Origin of the sequence: Paenibacillus chungangensis, assembly GCF_042675905.1 — a bacterium.
Taxonomy (GTDB): domain Bacteria; phylum Bacillota; class Bacilli; order Paenibacillales; family Paenibacillaceae; genus Pristimantibacillus; species Pristimantibacillus chungangensis.
This window is the reverse complement of sequence record NZ_JBHTJZ010000021.1, coordinates 85965-102653: the sequence shown is the minus strand read 5'-3', so window position 1 is coordinate 102653 and position 16689 is coordinate 85965. Positions and strand designations below refer to the sequence as shown.

General features: G+C 52.6%; 10 protein-coding genes. 8 read left to right on the top strand and 2 right to left on the bottom strand.

Translation table 11 applies throughout. The annotated features are described in order from the left end of the window. The first annotated feature begins 150 nt into the window (after window positions 1-150). The 3 genes from ACFQ2I_RS14010 (at window position 151) to htpG (ending at window position 6851) form a co-directional block, all read left to right on the top strand. The gene (locus tag ACFQ2I_RS14010; RefSeq protein WP_377565018.1) at window positions 151-1830 is read left to right on the top strand and encodes a hypothetical protein; all 1680 of its coding nucleotides are present in this window, start codon (window positions 151-153) and stop codon (window positions 1828-1830) included. A 392-nt stretch (window positions 1831-2222) separates the two neighbouring features. Further along, window positions 2223-4610, top strand: coding sequence for an iron-containing alcohol dehydrogenase (locus ACFQ2I_RS14005; RefSeq protein ID WP_377565016.1), 2388 nt, complete (start codon window positions 2223-2225; stop codon window positions 4608-4610). A 360-nt stretch (window positions 4611-4970) separates the two neighbouring features. Beyond that, window positions 4971-6851, top strand: a complete 1881-nt coding sequence (htpG, locus tag ACFQ2I_RS14000) for a molecular chaperone HtpG (protein ID WP_377565015.1) — start codon at window positions 4971-4973, stop codon at window positions 6849-6851. A gap of 189 nt (window positions 6852-7040) precedes the next feature. Here the strand turns inward: htpG and ACFQ2I_RS13995 are convergent, their stop codons facing one another. Beyond that, a complete protein-coding gene (locus tag ACFQ2I_RS13995) occupies window positions 7041-7484 on the bottom strand; it encodes a hypothetical protein (RefSeq protein WP_377565013.1) in 444 nt (147 codons plus the stop codon). A 401-nt stretch (window positions 7485-7885) separates the two neighbouring features. Here ACFQ2I_RS13995 and ACFQ2I_RS13990 point away from each other — a divergent pair, with 401 nt between their 5' ends. From ACFQ2I_RS13990 to ACFQ2I_RS13970, 5 genes are all read left to right on the top strand, one after another. Further along, window positions 7886-8920, top strand: a complete 1035-nt coding sequence (locus ACFQ2I_RS13990) for an HD domain-containing phosphohydrolase (RefSeq protein ID WP_377565012.1) — start codon at window positions 7886-7888, stop codon at window positions 8918-8920. Between the two features lie 224 nt (window positions 8921-9144). Further along, window positions 9145-9519 (top strand): GntR family transcriptional regulator, encoded by a 375-nt coding sequence (locus ACFQ2I_RS13985; RefSeq protein ID WP_377565010.1) that lies wholly within the window; start codon window positions 9145-9147, stop codon window positions 9517-9519. Between the two features lie 82 nt (window positions 9520-9601). Continuing rightward, a complete protein-coding gene (locus ACFQ2I_RS13980) occupies window positions 9602-10387 on the top strand; it encodes a hypothetical protein (RefSeq protein WP_377565008.1) in 786 nt (261 codons plus the stop codon). 14 nt (window positions 10388-10401) lie between these two features. After that, window positions 10402-11688: a hypothetical protein gene (locus tag ACFQ2I_RS13975; protein WP_377565007.1), complete on the top strand. Its 1287-nt coding sequence runs from the start codon at window positions 10402-10404 to the stop codon at window positions 11686-11688. Between the two features lie 24 nt (window positions 11689-11712). Then, the gene (locus tag ACFQ2I_RS13970; protein ID WP_377565006.1) at window positions 11713-12432 is read left to right on the top strand and encodes an ABC transporter ATP-binding protein; all 720 of its coding nucleotides are present in this window, start codon (window positions 11713-11715) and stop codon (window positions 12430-12432) included. A 706-nt stretch (window positions 12433-13138) separates the two neighbouring features. Here ACFQ2I_RS13970 and ACFQ2I_RS13965 read toward each other — a convergent pair. Next, window positions 13139-16576, bottom strand: a complete 3438-nt coding sequence (locus tag ACFQ2I_RS13965) for a DEAD/DEAH box helicase (RefSeq protein WP_377565005.1) — start codon at window positions 16574-16576, stop codon at window positions 13139-13141. Window positions 16577-16689: the final 113 nt, after the last annotated feature.

The following is a 16689-nucleotide window of genomic DNA, read 5'->3' as shown; positions in this document are numbered from 1 at the left end:
CAGCCGCTTGACCGAACTGGCGGGCGGGAAGCAGACACGACGATATGGAATGGCAAGATGATTAGCCCGACTAGCAAGGCCAACCCCGTTTTAGGACGAGATGCTCGTCTTAAAAATATACAAAACACATATTCTCAGGGAGGCTTCATCATGAAAAGCAAGTGCAAATTGTCTGTAATGTTGAGTATGGTCTTAATGGGGGCGCTAATCTCCGCATGCGGATCAGCGTCCGAGAATGGACAGAACGGCGGCTCCAAGCCGGCGGCGACTGCGGGGACGCAGAAGGAAGAGACGAACGCAGGCAATGATTCCGGAAAGACTAGCGGGAACAACGACAAGACTCTGGACATCTCAATGGCGTACTTCAACATTGGCAAGGCATTCCCCAATCGCGAGAACGACGAGTTCCTGAAGAAGCTGGAGAAAGATTTCAACATGAAAGTGGACGACAAGGTAATCAGCTATTCCGACTATCAAGAGAAGCTGCAGCTGTGGAGCGTTTCCGGCGAGCTGCCGGACGTATTCAGCCATGATTTCATTAATAAGGAGACGTATTATACGTGGATCGAGCAGGGCGTTATCCGTCCGCTGCCGGACGATCTGAGCGCTTATCCGAACGTAGAGAAGGTGCTGAGCCTGCCGGATACGCAAAATTTGAAGGTGGACGGCAAATTCTATATGATTCCTCGCCTCACCTATCGGGACAATGATTCCTGGGCGCTGGACAAAGCGCTTGTCGTACGCAAGGACTGGATGGACAAGCTCGGCCTGCAAGAACCGGTGACTTATGAGGATTATGCCGCCATGCTTACAGCATTCGCGAAGAAGGACCCCGACGGCAACGGCAAGGACGATACGATCGGCTTGACGTTCCGCTCCAGCTCCATGCTGACGTCAATTGCAATGGGCACGCTGCCGAACGTTGCGAACGGCTCCTGGGTGAAGGAAGATGGCCAGTACATTCCATATTACGCTGCAGAGAGCATGACGAACGTTGCTGTACAGATGCGCGAGCTGTTCGCCAGCGGCGCCATTGATCCCGACTTTGCGATTATGAAGACGAATGACGGCATTGACAAGTTCGGGCAGGGCAAGGTAGGCGCGCTAGCTGGACAAGCGACCCCGAATGCGCTGAAGCAGTACAAGACCGCGTGGGAGAAATATAATCCGGATGTGAAGTTCGAGGATGCGGTTGCCGTAATTCCGGTATCCTGGGCGAATGAGGACGGCAAGCGTTACCGCTTCACGAATGTGGCATTCTGGTCTGAGAGTTACTTCAGCAGCGCAGTGGATGATGAGAAGATGGACCGTATTCTGCAACTGTACGATTACTTGCTGTCGGATGAATTCCTGACGGTGAAGGCTTACGGCTTCGAGGGCGTGGACTACAAGAAGGAAGGCGACAAATTCGTCATCACACGCGACAAGAACGAGGATGGCACTTACGTAGGGTTCAGCGAGCAGTACCCGTCCCTGCATTACCTGTTCGGACCGCTGGCCGCATGGAATCAGCAGATGGAATACGAAGACAGCGAAATTAATACAATCAATTACGGCGAAGACATAATTGCCATGTCGCATGGAGCGCTCAAGCACCATCTGGACAACTTCGATCCGATTCCGACGAACTATGCGATTCAGTTCATGTACACGCCTGCCAAGACCAAGCTTGGCGCTATCAATCCGTCCGAGGATATCACGAAGCTGATGCTGGGCAAAGGCGATCCCGCTGCGGAGTGGGAGAAGATTGTTGCCGGTTATGACGATAAAGGATTGCAAGAGGCGATTGCGGAAGTGAATGAGAAGGCGAAAGCGGAAGGTATTCAGTAAGCTTATCAGCTTCCGAGTAGCGCTTAAATGCCATTCATGTCATTCATTTCGTTACAAAACTGCTGCATGACACTAAGAACTGGATTTCATGCTACTATTTCGGCCTATGGTTGCCATCTTTTATGATATAGCCTGATTGAACTGTACGAATTCCAGTTGTCATCGTGTGAGAGTGGAGATATGGTCTTTCTAATGACATAAAATACAGTTACAGTTCGTATTCTTCGTGTTCATGAGCAGGATGGCTAAGCTCATCTGTAAATCACTTGGCTGATTGTCGTTAACTAAAGAAAATCTCCCAGAGCGCGATGCGTTCTAGGGGGATTTCTTGTCTCGTACTTGACAGGTATATTGTGTATGCTTGGTGGTAAAGGAAGGAGTTGGAGAGAAGGATGGACAAGGAAGCCTTATTACAGCGTTCGTTGGAGGAGTGGCCCTCTTCAAGCTTCGATTGCGAGTGCGGGGCGCACCATCGGGTGGAACTGCGGAAGGTCGTGCTGGAGGTAGGGGCGATTATGCGCGTCCATGACGTGCTGGAGGAACTGAAGCTGGGGGGACGGATATTCCTGCTCTCCGATTCGATCACATATGATATCGCAGGACGTACTGTGGAGCAGCACTTGTCGGATAACGGACATGAGGTAACGTCTAGCATTCAGCGCGGCAAGCCAGTCTATGCCGACGAGCTTGCGCTTGGACAGGCCTTGGTGGAGCTGCCACTTGGCACGAACTGCATTGTGGCGGTAGGAGCGGGAACGCTGAACGATATTGCCCGTTATCTCAGCTACAAGCTGGATATTCCTTATCTCATTGTGGCGACGGCTCCTTCTATGGACGGATTCGCTTCCGGCGGCTCGCCGCTTATCGTTGAAGGGTTCAAGGTGACGTATCAGGCGGTGTCGCCTGTAGCGATCGTCGGAGACCTGACGGTGCTCAGTCAGGCGCCAGCGACGATGATCGCCGCAGGCGTCGGTGATATGCTGGGCAAGCTGACGGCGCTGGCAGATTGGCAGCTGGCAAGCCTCGTGGAAGAGGAGCACTACTGCCCGTTCATTGCGGACATGATGATGCAAGCTGTAGAGACATGCGCCAATCAGGCCGTGCGGTTGGGTAGCGGAGCGGAACCGGCGAGCGGTGTGAGGAGTGGAACGGAACCAGTGAACGGTGCAGGGAGTGAAGCAGATCGGAGAAGCGGGTGCGATATTGGGAGTAAAGCTGAGCGGAGAATGAATTTTTGTACTACTGAAGGTAGAGTATACGCAGTGAGCGGCGGGGTGGATACGACAGCGATTAAGCAGTTAATGGAAGGGCTCATCTTATCTGGCATTGCCATGGGGATGCTGGGCAACTCCAGACCGGCTTCGGGGTCGGAGCATCATTTGTCCCATTATTGGGAGATGAAGCATGCGCTTCGCGGACTGCCGCCCGAGCTGCACGGCTTGAAGGTCGGCGTGGCAACGTTAATGATTCTGCAGATGTATGATCGGCTGCTGAAGCTGGATGCGGATGAGCTAGTTATGACGGCGAAGACACCGGAGGAATTGGAGCGGTGGGAGAAGGAGATACATGATGGCTACGGTCTTGTTGCCGGGGATATGGTGAAGGTTAATAAAGCCATGTTCTTGCCTCAGCAGCAATTGGATGTGCGGGTGAAGCGGCTGCGTGTGCGGTGGGATGAACTGAAGCGGCAGCTTGTCACTTGTCTGGCGCTCGTTCCCGATGTGCAGCGCATATTGGAGCAGGCTGGCGCGGCCTTGCATCCGTCAGAGCTTAACATCGCAAGGGAAGATTCGGCTTACGCGTTGCGGTATGCGAAGGAAGTGCGCAGCCGTTATACCATTCTCCAGCTTGCCGATCAATTGGGGCTGCTGGAGCTATGGGCAGAGGAAATATCGGAGCAGCAGTGGAAGCGCTGGGAGGAGAGGGATTGCGTGAGAAGAAGAGCGGACAAGGTGTATTGGCAAGCGCATCGCGGCGGCGGCGCTTACGAGGCTCCGGACAACACAATGGGCGCGAATGAATATGCCTGGAGACTGGGCGGCATACCGGAAGCGGATGTTCGTACGACCAAGGATGGCGTCATCGTCTGTCTGCACGATGCGACGCTGGCACGGACAACGACGGCGCCTGAGGAGATTGGGAACGTGCCTGTCTCGGAGTTGGCATTCCAGGAAGTCACGACTTGGGACGCCGGAGTGAAATTCGACCCGGAGTTCGCCGGCGAGCGAGTTCCCGCGCTGGAGGAAGTGTTCCAGGCTATGCAAGGGCGGCCGGAGCGGCTTGTATATCTGGATCTGAAGGAAGTGAATCTGCACCAGCTTGGCGAGTTGATCGATCGGTACAAGGTGAACAGGCAGGTAATCTTCACACATTATGTGCAGAGCAATTGCGCCGAGATGAAGGCCATCGCAGACGATGTCCGCTGCATGCTGTGGATCGGCGGCAATGCGGAGCAGATCAAGGCGACGTTCCAAGCGGCCCTTGAGTCGGGCTTCGAAGGGCTGGATCAGGTGCAGCTACATCTGAATGACGGGCATGACTCTGATATGTGGCCTTACGAGCTGGAGAGCGAATTCCTGAAGGAAGCACTGGCGGTTACGGCGGCGGCGGGCATTGATCTTGAGGTATTGCCGTTCCGCTTCGACCAGCGGTCTATGAGTGAATTGCTGGATATCGGCATCACTTGGTACGCGACGGACGAGCCAGCGCGCTTCGTAGAATGCGTGAAGGCGTGGGCGGAAGCGGAAGATCGTGTCGGCCTTGTCGAACTGAGTGAGTAGGCGCCGAGTCAAGTGAATAAGCGGGAGGCGGTGGTCGCAAGAGTGACCGCCGCAGCTTCGTGAATCGCGTATCAATCATCCCCAAAGTAACCCTCCATCGCGCAAAATGGTCACATCCCCCCGAAAAGTGACCGGAAAGTGTGCGCTATCGCTCAAAATGATCATATTGTAACGACATTTCCCCCATACGGTTGACATGAAAAAAGAGGTTATGGTATATAAGAAGAAGTGTTAGCACTCATACAATATGAGTGCTAAAGGCAGGCATACGTTATAATACATGCCAAGCATGCAAATCAAGTGAACGATGCGAAGTACACAAATGAGGCAAAGTACCCAATGCTGAGAGGAGAGCAATTCATGGCTAAGAAGCAATTCAAAGCGGAATCCAAGCGGCTGCTGGAAATGATGATTAACTCGATCTACACGCAAAAGGAAATATTCCTGAGGGAGCTCATCTCCAATGCAAGCGACGCGATGGACAAAATCTACTACAAAGCATTGTCCGACGATTCGCTCGTATTCAACAAAGAAGATTACTTTATTAAAGTGACTGCTGATAAGGATAGCCGGACTTTGACGATTACAGATACAGGCATCGGCATGACGAAAGAAGAGCTTGAGAACAATCTCGGCGTTATTGCGAAAAGCGGATCGCTGGCGTTCAAGCAAGAGAATGAAGCCAAGGACGGCCATAATATTATCGGTCAGTTCGGCGTAGGCTTCTACTCCGCATTCATGGTCGCCGACGAAGTGACAGCAACAAGCAAGGCGCTGGGCAGCGACGAGGCATTCCGCTGGCATTCCAAAGGCGCTGACGGCTATACCATTGAGGCAGCCGAGAAGGATACCGTCGGTACGGAGATCGTGCTGAAGATTAAAGAGAACACCGAAGATGAGCAGTACGATGAGTTCCTGGAAGAGTACCGCCTAAAAGCGATTATCAAGAAGTATTCCGACTTCATTCGCTATCCTATCAAAATGGACGTGACCACGCAGCGTCCGAAGGGAGAAGGCGAGGAAGAAGAACTCGAGGAAGTGACGGAAGAGCAGACGGTCAACAGCATGGTGCCAATCTGGCGCCGCAACAAAAACGAGCTGACTAAGGAAGATTATGACGCTTTCTATATGGACAAGCGCTACGGCTTCGACAAGCCGCTGAAGCATCTGCATATTAGCGCTGACGGCGCGGTAGTCTACAATGCCATCTTGTTCCTGCCGGAGAGTGCGCCATTCGATTATTACACGAAGGAATATGAGAAGGGGCTGGAGTTGTATTCTAACGGCGTGCTGATTATGAACAAATGCGGCGATCTTCTGCCGGATTACTTCAGCTTCGTGAAGGGTATGGTGGATTCCGAGGATCTGTCGCTTAACATCTCCCGCGAATTGCTGCAGCACGATCGTCAGCTGAAGCTGATCGCGAAGAATATCAAGAACAAAATCAAGAGCATGCTGCAGGGGATGCTGAAAGACGAGCGTGAGGAATACGAGAAGCTCTACAAGGCGTTCGGACGTCAGCTGAAGTACGGCGTATACAGCGACTACGGCATGAACAAGGGCGATCTGCAGGATCTATTGCTGTTCTACTCCTCCAAGGAGAAGAAGCTGATTAGCCTTGACGAATATGTAGCTGCTATGCCGGAAGATCAGAAATATATCTACTACGCAGCAGGCGATTCCGTCGAGCGGCTGGAGAAGCTGCCTCAGACAGAAGTCGTAGCGGACAAAGGGTACGATATTCTGTTCTTCACAGACGATATTGACGAGTTCGCCATCAAGATGATCATGAACTACAAGGAGAAGGAATTCAAATCCGTGTCCAGCGGCGATCTGGGCATTGAATCCGGCGACGATCAATCTTCCGAAACGGTAGAGACCGATAACAAGGAACTGTTCGAAGCGATGGTTGAGCTGCTTGCAGGCAAGGTGAAGAGCGTCAAGGCATCCAAGCGGCTGAAGAGCCATCCGGTATGCCTGTCCGCCGAAGGCGATCTCTCCATCGAGATGGAGAAGATTCTGAGTGCAATGCCGGACAGCGGCAACGTCCAAGCGGATAAAGTGCTGGAGATTAACGTCAATCATGATGTGTTCCAATCCTTGAAGGCGGCGCATAGCTCCGACAAGGAGAAGTTCAATCTGTACACCCAGTTGCTGTATAACCAGGCTCTGCTAATCGAAGGGCTCCCTGTGCAAGATCCGGTTGAGTTTACGAACAGCATCTGCAAGGTGATGGTATAACCGCCTGATAAATAAGCTAATGATTCAGCTTGATAACGCCAAGTACAATCCTCGTCATCGATGTGGCGGGGGTTGGCATGGCGCTCAAAAAAGTCCCTTAGGCCTTTTTGCCGCAAGGGACTTTCTACGTTTACTATGCAGCTATATAAGCAAACCCTCCATGCATCGCTCATGAATTAGCCGCAGGCATTATTTATGCCCGTATACTTGAACGTCCACTACGTCGACTCTATAGCTGCGGTTGGAACGTTGCGGCGTTGCTGTCGCTCGAATGTCAAGCGTCTGGCCTGGTACACTGTACGTTTGTGTATATGTCTGTCCCGGTGCCAGCATGACCTTATCCAGCTTGGCTATGAAGCGGTCGTCTTGCGACACTAGCAGCGAGATTGATACGCTGGTCGCAGATCTGCTGCGGTTTCTCGCATATACGCGTATTGTTTCATATTTGCTAATATCGATTCCCGTGTTGTCGTGATGATGATCATGATGATGGTGGTCGTCATGACCATCCTGATTGTGATGGTTGTCATGATGATGATCGTGGTGGCGATCGTTAGTCAATATTTTGCTTGTTCCCGGACGAAGCGATACGCCTCCTTGTGGTGTGCTGAACAGCAATTTGTTTTTAGACATTGTCTCACCTTCTTTTCTCGTGATGTACTATATGAATATGCCGAGGATCTATCTACTGCTTGTATCCTTGTCTATCACCATTCGCTGACGTCTATGGGAGCAGATTTCTCAAATCCACCTGTAATCATCAAACTAGTAGCATGAAATCCAGTTGAATACGATAATGAATGACATACTGGAGGAAATAGATACATGAAATCCAGTTAGAGAGTGATATTCTCGCGTTCATATAGAGAAGATGAGTGACTGCGGCAAGGAATAGTGTTTAGCAAATATAAATTGATAGACGCTGATGTCGGCTGAGACACATGTGTGCTAATTTTGCGACAAAATAGGAAGCGCAGACTTCTTCAAATCTGTTATGATAGAAAGAAATCCAACAACAGCGAGAGTGAAGCAGTGTGGAAGACAGTTTACGAATGTTCCTGGCGTTAGGGGACGCCGTTATTATTACCGACGAGCAGCACCGGATTATAGCAGTGAATCATTCATACGAGCGCATAACGGGGTATGCCCAGCATGAAATTGCCGGCAAGAAGGCGGGCATTGTGCGGACGCCATTCACCCCTAGATTGAGCTATGACCAGATGAAAGAAGCGATTCAAGACGGGAAGGCTTGGTCGGGCGTGTTCACGAACCGTAAGAAGAACGGACAGCTATGGCATTCCTCCATCACCATTACGCCGTTCGTCAAGGAAGAATCCACCTACTTCGTTGGCGTATTCCGCGAGCTGGAGCGCCTTGAGCGGGGCTTCTACTTAGACGAGGAGCGGATTGAAGGCATTCAGGGCTCGCTGCTGCGTGTGCTCGCGGTCTCTTGCGAGATTCGCGATCCCGGAATCGAGGAGCATCTGCTCCGAGTGCAGAAGCTGACGGAGAGGCTTGTCATTCGGCATAATGAGCTGGCGGGGCTGAAGTTGAGCGAACGGAAGCAAGCCCAGATCGCCCACTCCAGCATTCTGCACGATATCGGGAAGTCTGCCGTGCCGGAGGGTATTCTATACAAGCCTGGGCCGCTGGCTTCCTACGAGCGAAAGATCGTGGAGATGCACACACAGATCGGCGTGGATATTCTGGACAAGGTGAACGTAGAGCTGGACGATACGTTATTCGAGCATGAGTTCGCTACCGCTAAAAATATTATTCTTCACCATCACGAGAGATGGGACGGCTCTGGGTATCCATATGGTCTATCCGGCAGTCAGATTCCGCTGGAAGCAAGAATCGTCAGCGTTGTGGACGTATTCGACGCCTTGACGTCGAAGCGTCCGTACAAGGAGAAGTGGAGCACGGATGGAGCGTTGCAATACTTGAAGGATAAGAGCGGCAGTCAGTTCGACCCCGCAATCGTGGATTCCTTCCTATCTTTGTATGAGGACGATTCACTAGTGGAGAATGAGCTGCAGCATCATCAGATGACGGTCACTTCTAACTAGCATCGATTAGTCTAGCCGTCCCGCTATGGGGCGGCTTTTTTCTGATTCGAGATCGGATGCGGCGAATGTAGCGGTTGCCACAGAGCTTAATCGGCTTGTCACTAAACGGGAGTGCGCCTCAGAATGTGCCAGGATGCAGATGGAGGTCATGAAGCGTGCACCGTTTACATCATTTGTGTATTATGTATATAATACATAGAGATAGGAGAAGGGTGGGGAGGGCGGTGTATCATTTTCATGAACTGAAGCTGAGCAGCAAGCAGCCGGTGTATATCCAGATCGCCCTCTACGTGAAGCGTCAAATTCTGCTTGGAGCGGTCGAGTCCGGAGAGAGGCTACCGTCTCGTCGCGATGTCGCCGTACAGCTGAATGTCAATCCCAATACGGTGCAAAAAGCCTACAAACTGATGGAGGACGAAGGGTATGTTCGCACGATGGGCAATCAGGGCAGCGTGATTTATACTGACGAGCAGTTGATTAGCCGAATCGAGGAAGAGCTTACTTCTGAACTCGTACAGGATTTTATTGCATCTGTGAAGGAGATCCGCTTGAATTACAGGAACGTAATTGAGCTCATCAGCAAGCATTGGGACGAATGACGGAGTGTCTAATCGTTTTCGATGATAGGGAGAGTCTGAGTTTTATGTATTACTAGACTAGTACAAGAGGGGGTGGCAAGTCATGAAGAGCTTTTACCAATTGCTGAATCATGAGTTCGGAACGATAATGAGAAGCACACTGCTGCTGTCGCTGGGTATGTTCATTACGCCGTTCATACTGATGAAGCTGAGAATGGAGCAGTTGGGGGCAAAGTATCAGACTTTCGAGACGGTATTCGACACGTCCGGCAGCGCTATCGCTTGTGCAGCGTATATGATAGCCTTTGTGCTCCTTATGCTAAGGTCGATTTACTCCGGTTATCGGGGAAGCAAGAGCATCTACACGCTGCTGGCGCTGCCGGTGCCTCGCGATATGATTTATTGGAGCAAGCTGGCGGCGTTTTTTATCGGATTGTTCATGCTGTGGGCTTCGCTCATGCTCAGTGTCATTATTAACTACGGGAGCTGGGAAGCGAATGTGGAAGCCAGCGTCATGGTGATGGAAGCGAGCGCACAGCTGCCGATGCATAACGGACTTTTTCTCGCTGTGCTCCGCTCCGCTTTTCTAAGCATCGTTTTTCCGCTCAGCGCGAAAGGGCTGCTCGCGACGGTCAGCACAATGGTTGCAATGATCACGTTCGTTTTTTATGCGGTATTATGCGAGAGAAGCAGGCGAAAATGGGGCGTCGTTTTATTGGTGGGCGGATGGATTTTTCTGATGAGGGGGACTGTCGTCCGCTTGAATATATCCTCTAACTTAGACCAAGCATCCATGCTCACGATGAATAGTATCATCTTGCTGCTGTTCGCATCACTGTATATGTGGCACAGCGTTCGGTTATATCGGGCGGGGACAATAGCGGAGTGAGGGGAGGGGACGGGATGGTGAATTTAAAACGGCATGCGGCATTGCCGCTTGGGTTGATTGGACTCGCGATTGTGGTAGGGCTTCTGATTCATCTGTACCAGCTGCGGGGTGATGGGACCCTTGTGCTGGATGATATCCGCGGCGATCGCGCAGCGATTGAAGATGTAACGATTAGCGGTGTCGTGAAGGATGGTTATCATGAGACGGCGTTCCGAATGGAGGAAGGCACGATGCATACACGTACGACCTTATACGATTATCCGATGAGGGTCAGAAGCAATATGCTCGCTGCAAGTAAGGAAGAGTATCCGGTAGTCATTGGAAGTGGCGAATATGATGCTGAGAATGCCTTCTATGATGGAATGGGCAGGTACCGGATTGTAAGGAAGAATTATAACCGTAATCGTTCCGAAATGTATCGTAGCTATGCCATTATCGAAACGGGATTACGTTATACTGGCGATAAAATTCCGTCAACTAATCGGCATGAATACGGTCTTGCCGCCATCGGAGACCGACTGTTCTTCGTACCTGTCACAACGAGTGAATATAAGGGAGAGAGCGGTATCTATGAAGTAAGGAGTTTCCAAAGATATCCCAATGTGCGCCTGAAGGGAGAAGAGAATGACGTCCGCTTGCTAACGCCAATTGCGCTCGAGGAAGGGAAGGTAGAAGTGCTTGGACTGGAATCGGTTGGCGGGAAGCTGGTGCTACTTCTGATGAAGGAGGGGCAGCTTGTCATTCAAGCCTATGACGGCGATACGGGGAAACGGATTGGGGAGTTAACCGTGCGAGAGCTGGTATCAGTCGAAGCCGAAGGAATGGCGGAGCACCCCGCGGAACGCTTTTATCCTAATTATGAAGCATTCTCTCATCCAGAAGATGAGATGATCACTTTCAGGTTCGATATTGCTGCGGACAACAAGAGGGCGATGAGGGTGATCAGCTTGTCCGTCGCAGACGGGGTGGAGCGGGTTCATTCACAACGGCTTAATTACCCGGGAAATCAAGATAGATGGAAGGACTTCAATTATTTCATCTATCTTCACGACAAGCTGTATATGCTGACGCAAGTCGCTTATGATTATGCCGACATTCACATTCCCATAGCTTCCCATAAGCCCAGACGGATTGTCATTCGAGTCTATAGTTCTGATGAAGAGCTGCTGTATGAGGGTGAGCTGAAGACGGATATGAACGCGGATGAACTGGAAGGAATATTGGCGAAGGAAGCGGAAGTGTCAGGCTATTCCCCTTCTTCGGTGAAGGCAAGAATAGTCGATAATATCCGTATTCAATAATGCGCGATTCGGAGGTGAATGAGCATGCTGGAGTTTAGACATTTGTACAAAAGCTATCGAGCTAGCCCGTTCGCGCTGTCGATCGGCAATCTGACAATCGGAGATGGTGAGGTTGTCGGCCTGCTGGGGGCGAACGGCTGCGGCAAGACGACGTTCTTGAAGACGGTTATGGGACTGGTGGACGGTTTTGAGGGCGAGGTACTCGTGGATGGGCTGCCGCCGAGCCAGCAGTATGGCCGGATGGCTTTCGTCACGGAGGAGGGCAGCTACTTCCCGGATATGACGCCAATGCAATACGCAGCATTTCTGGCCGACTTTTATCCCCGCTTCGACAGAGGCCGCTATGATCGGTTAATGGCCTTCTTCGACCTCTATGAGGATGAACCGATCAGGAAGCTGTCCAAGGGACAGCGCGCCAAGGTGGAGATATGCGCGGGGTTCTCCAAGGGGGCGAAGTACATTTTGCTGGATGAACCTTTCCTGGGGAAGGACGTATTCGCGCGCCGAGATTTCCTGAAGCTGATGATTACAAGCTTGAAGAGGGACGAGACGATCATCGTGACGACACATCTGGTGGATGAGATTCAGCATGTCATCGATCGGGCGCTCATTATTCACAAAGGGATGATTAGGGTGGATATGCCGATGGATGAGCTTCATGAGCAAGGCCGGACTCTGGAGGAGCTATTGATGGAGACAACGGGCTACAAAGCAAACAGGTACAGGGAATATCTGGAGGAGTAGCGTTGCATTACGACAGAGGGTGCGACGCGGATGAACCGCGCGCGGCGGGTTGTAGTGGTGTCGTGTATGTGGCATGCATTGGAGCGCCGAAATGGTGCGTGCGAGCGGAATTAGTGTAGGTGGCATGCATTGGAGTGCCGAAAAGGTGGGCTTGAGTAGAATTAGTGTAGGTGGCATGCATTGGAGCGCCGAAATGGTGCGTGCGAGCGGAATTAGTGTAGGTGGCATACATTGGAGCGCCGAAAGGGTGGGCTTGAGTAGAATTAGTGTATGTGGCATACATTGGAGTGCCGAAAAGGTGCGTGCGAGCGGAATTAGTGTAGGTGGCATACATTGGAGTGCCGAAAAGGTGGGCTTGAGTAGAATTAGTGTAGGTGGCATGCATTGGAGCGCCGAAATGGTGCGTGCGAGCGGAATTAGTGTAGGTGGCATACATTGGAGTGCCGAAATGGTGCGTGCGAGCGGAATTAGTGTAGGTGGCATACATTGGAGTGCCGAAAGGGTGGGTGCGAGCGGAATTAGTGTAGGTGGCATGCATTGGAGCGCCGAAATGGTGCGTGCGAGCGGAATTAGTGTAGGTGGTATACATTGGAGTGCCGAAAAGGTGGGCTTGAGTAGAATTAGTGTATGTGGCATGCAATGGAGAAAGGAAGAAAGGCGGCTGCCAGTGATGGCGAGCCGCCTTTCTTCGAGTTGCACTGGCGTCTTACTCCTCCAGCGAGAGAATCTCGCGAATGTCCTGCTCTGTCAGCGAGGACAACGCCTCCTGTCCCGGCTGAATCACTTCGTCGATCAGGCTGCGCTTGCGCTCCTGAAGCTGATACATCTTGTCTTCGACAGTACCACGAGCGACCAGTCGAATGACCTGCACGACGCTGCGCTGGCCGATGCGATGGGCGCGGTCGGCCGCTTGCTGTTCAACGGCGGGATTCCACCACAGGTCATACAAGATGACGGTATCCGCGCCTGTCAAGTTCAATCCCGTACCGCCCGCCTTCAGCGAGAGAAGGAACAGATCGCGCTCTCCGGCATTGAATCGATTGCACAGCTCCACACGCTGGGCAGCGGGAGTGGATCCGTCCAGATAGAAGAAGGAGATGCCGCGATAGCCTAGCTCACGGCCGATCATCTCCAGCATCGAAGTGAACTGGGAGAAGATGAGCGGCCGCTTGCCGGATGCGGCACATTCCTCGATTAGCTCCAGCAACTGCTCGAACTTCGCGGAGCTCCCCTTGTAATCCTCTGCGAACAGGGACGGATGGCAGCAGATTTGTCGCAGACGGGTAATGCCGGCCAATATTCGGATACGTTCCCGCCCGAAGTCGTCGCTGTCCAGATGCTTCAATGTCTCATGCCGCAACTTGGCGAGATAGGCGGCGTACAGCCTGCGCTGCTCCGGCAGCAGCTCCGACGTCTGTATCGTCTCAATCTTCTCCGGTAGCTCCTTCAGCACCTCGCTCTTCAAGCGGCGCAGCAGGAAAGGCCGAATCCGTCTGGCGACGGTCTCCCTCGTCAGATCGCCGAACGTCTTCCGATCCGGGAATAAGCCCGGGAACACGACGCGGTAGATGGACCATAGATCCTCCAGCCGGTTCTCAATCGGTGTTCCTGTTAGACCGAATCGATAATCCGCGTCCAACTCGCGTGCCACCTTGGCTATCGCTGTCGTTGGGTTTTTGATCGCCTGGGCTTCATCCAGAATAAGGGTATGATACTTGCGACAGATGTAATGCTCAGCGTCTCTTCGAAGCAGCGGATAAGAGGTGATGATGACATCGACACTATACTTAGTATCAATAGCGCTTCCGGCAGCATCACTTCCATCATCTCCAGCAATCCGCAGCGTCTTCTCCCGTTCCTCCTTGATACCATCGGCAATGACTGCCCGGATATCCGGGGCGAAGCGGGTCAGCTCGTTCCGCCAATTGTACATGAGCGAGGCGGGAGCTACGATAAGCGCCGGCATTCCGCGCTCGCGAATATCGGGAAGCATGGCCAGCAGGAAGGCGATGCTCTGAATCGTCTTGCCCAGCCCCATATCGTCTCCTAATATGCCGCCGAACCGGTAATGCGCGAGGGTGCGCATCCATTGATAGCCGAACGTCTGGTAATCGCGCAGCAGCGGCTGCAGCGGTTCCGGCACGGGGAAGTCCATATTATCGGGATGACGGATATTGTCCAGCAGCATGCGCAGCGACTTGCCCAGCTTGAGCTGGCTGCCATGGTCCGGCAAGCCGGCAAGCGCCAGCGCCCGAATGGCGGGCAGACGCACGACGGCATCGTCGAATAGCGCCGGCTGATGCAAGCCGACCTCGTTCATCACGCGCATCAGCGCCTCGAAGTCTTTCGATTCCAGAGGCATCAGCGAGCCGTTCGGCAGCTTGTAGTATCTTCGCTTCTCCTGCAGCGCCTGAACGATTCGCTTGATCTCCGCCTGCGGGATATCGTCCAGCGTGAACTTGAACTCCAGCCAATCGGTCCGCTCATCCCAAGTGAGCGAGATCTTCGGAAGCGGGGTATCGACCACAAGCCGCGTCTTCACAGCGGATGTGGCATAGATATCCATCAGCTCTTCCAGACGGGGAACGATATGATGCAGGAACTCATACTCCGCATCGTCACCTTCGATGACATAACCGCCTTCCGTCTTGCCGAAGCTGTCGTTCTCCAGCAGGGACAATATATACCGTTCCCGCTCGCCGTTCCGCATCAGGATGCGGTCCGTTCCCCGCTGCTGCGCAGTCTCCTCCAGCGGGTTGATGATCACATCGCCGTACTGGAACTCCAGTCCGGCCAGCAGCCGCTCTCGCACCCTGTCCAGATACATGCGTGCCTGGAGCGGCTTGTACACCACTCGCTCCGATACCTGCTCGGACATATGCACGCCGCCCAGCTTGGTCAGCTGCGGTACGATGCGATCCAGGAAGCGCTCCATCTGCTCTGGTGCGATCAGGATATCCTCCTTCTCAGCCCCTTCCAGAAGAGACTTCAGATCAGTTAATCGCCGGGCCGTTTGTTCATCGATGCGATACCACTTGCCCTCTGAGAAGGCCACCCCGTAGGGTTCCAGGAACGTCAGCTGCTTCAAGCCTTGCGGATGGAAGCGATAGCCCTCTCCGTCTTCCGCGCAGTCGAAGGTGAAGCGCAGCGGCAAGTCACCATCGACGAGCTGGAATCCTTCATAGAAGGAAGAACGTGTCAGCAGCCCCCTGCGGCCGGTCCTGCTTATATACTCCACTCTGACAGCGCCTGCCTGCTGGAGAAGCGGAATCAGCTGCGACCACGCATATGGAGGGATAAGCAGCAGCCGTTCATTGCGGGCGGGGCGAGCGTCGACATAGAGTGAGCTTTGCATGGTGCGTTTATAGTCCCTTTCTTGCTTGCAGATATGAATTAGCCCCTGAAGGAGAGCGTAATCCCTGGGATGGAAATAATGCTCATCAGGCCGGTAAGTGAACAGCTTCGTGAACACATAAGACGAGGCTTTATCAATATGCTCCAGCACATCCTTTATTTTCTGCACTTGATAGAGCCGCTTCACGCCCAGCTTCAGCTCGATTCCGATTGTGGAGCTCGACAGTCCGCCCCCCAGCTGAACGGTTGCTTCCAGTTGAAGCCGCTCCCGATGCTCTAGCAGCACTTCACTGCCGGCTCTGGCGGGCTTGTCCCGGAACACGTCGAATACACTGTCCACCAGCCTGTTGTCGGAAGCGGCGCTATTCCGCTGCCATCCGCCGGCAGCTGTCTGCTGCCGAGCCAATCGGCTTGATAGCGGCTCCGACTCTTCCTTATAGGTAGTCAGAATGCTTGTGGAGTAGGAATGCGCAGGGGCTTTATTGCCGCCATGCGCATCCTGATGAATCGCGAGCAGCGCTGCCGCCACATGCTTGCAATATTTATGATCGGCATAGAATGACAGGCAGCTGCATTCCGCCTTCACGTCTCCGTTATCGTCAATGACGACGGAGACGTCGAACTTTTTGTTGGCCAGGATGGTTGCCGCATAGGTTCTCTCTTGCTCCCCGTGATCGCCCCCCCAATGACGCACCGTGACTTGTCCGTTCTCCCAATAGCCCATGCCCCGTTCATAATGCTCTGCTCCGCATAATAGCTTAATCATTCGTTGCGTCAATTGATAGCCCATGCCTTCTCCTTTCTTTCCCATTCGTCAAAGATCAGTAAATTCATTATAATACAAAACAGATCTTTCACATAAAGTGAAACCATTCTTCTCTTATCTGCGTCTAAATAAGGTTG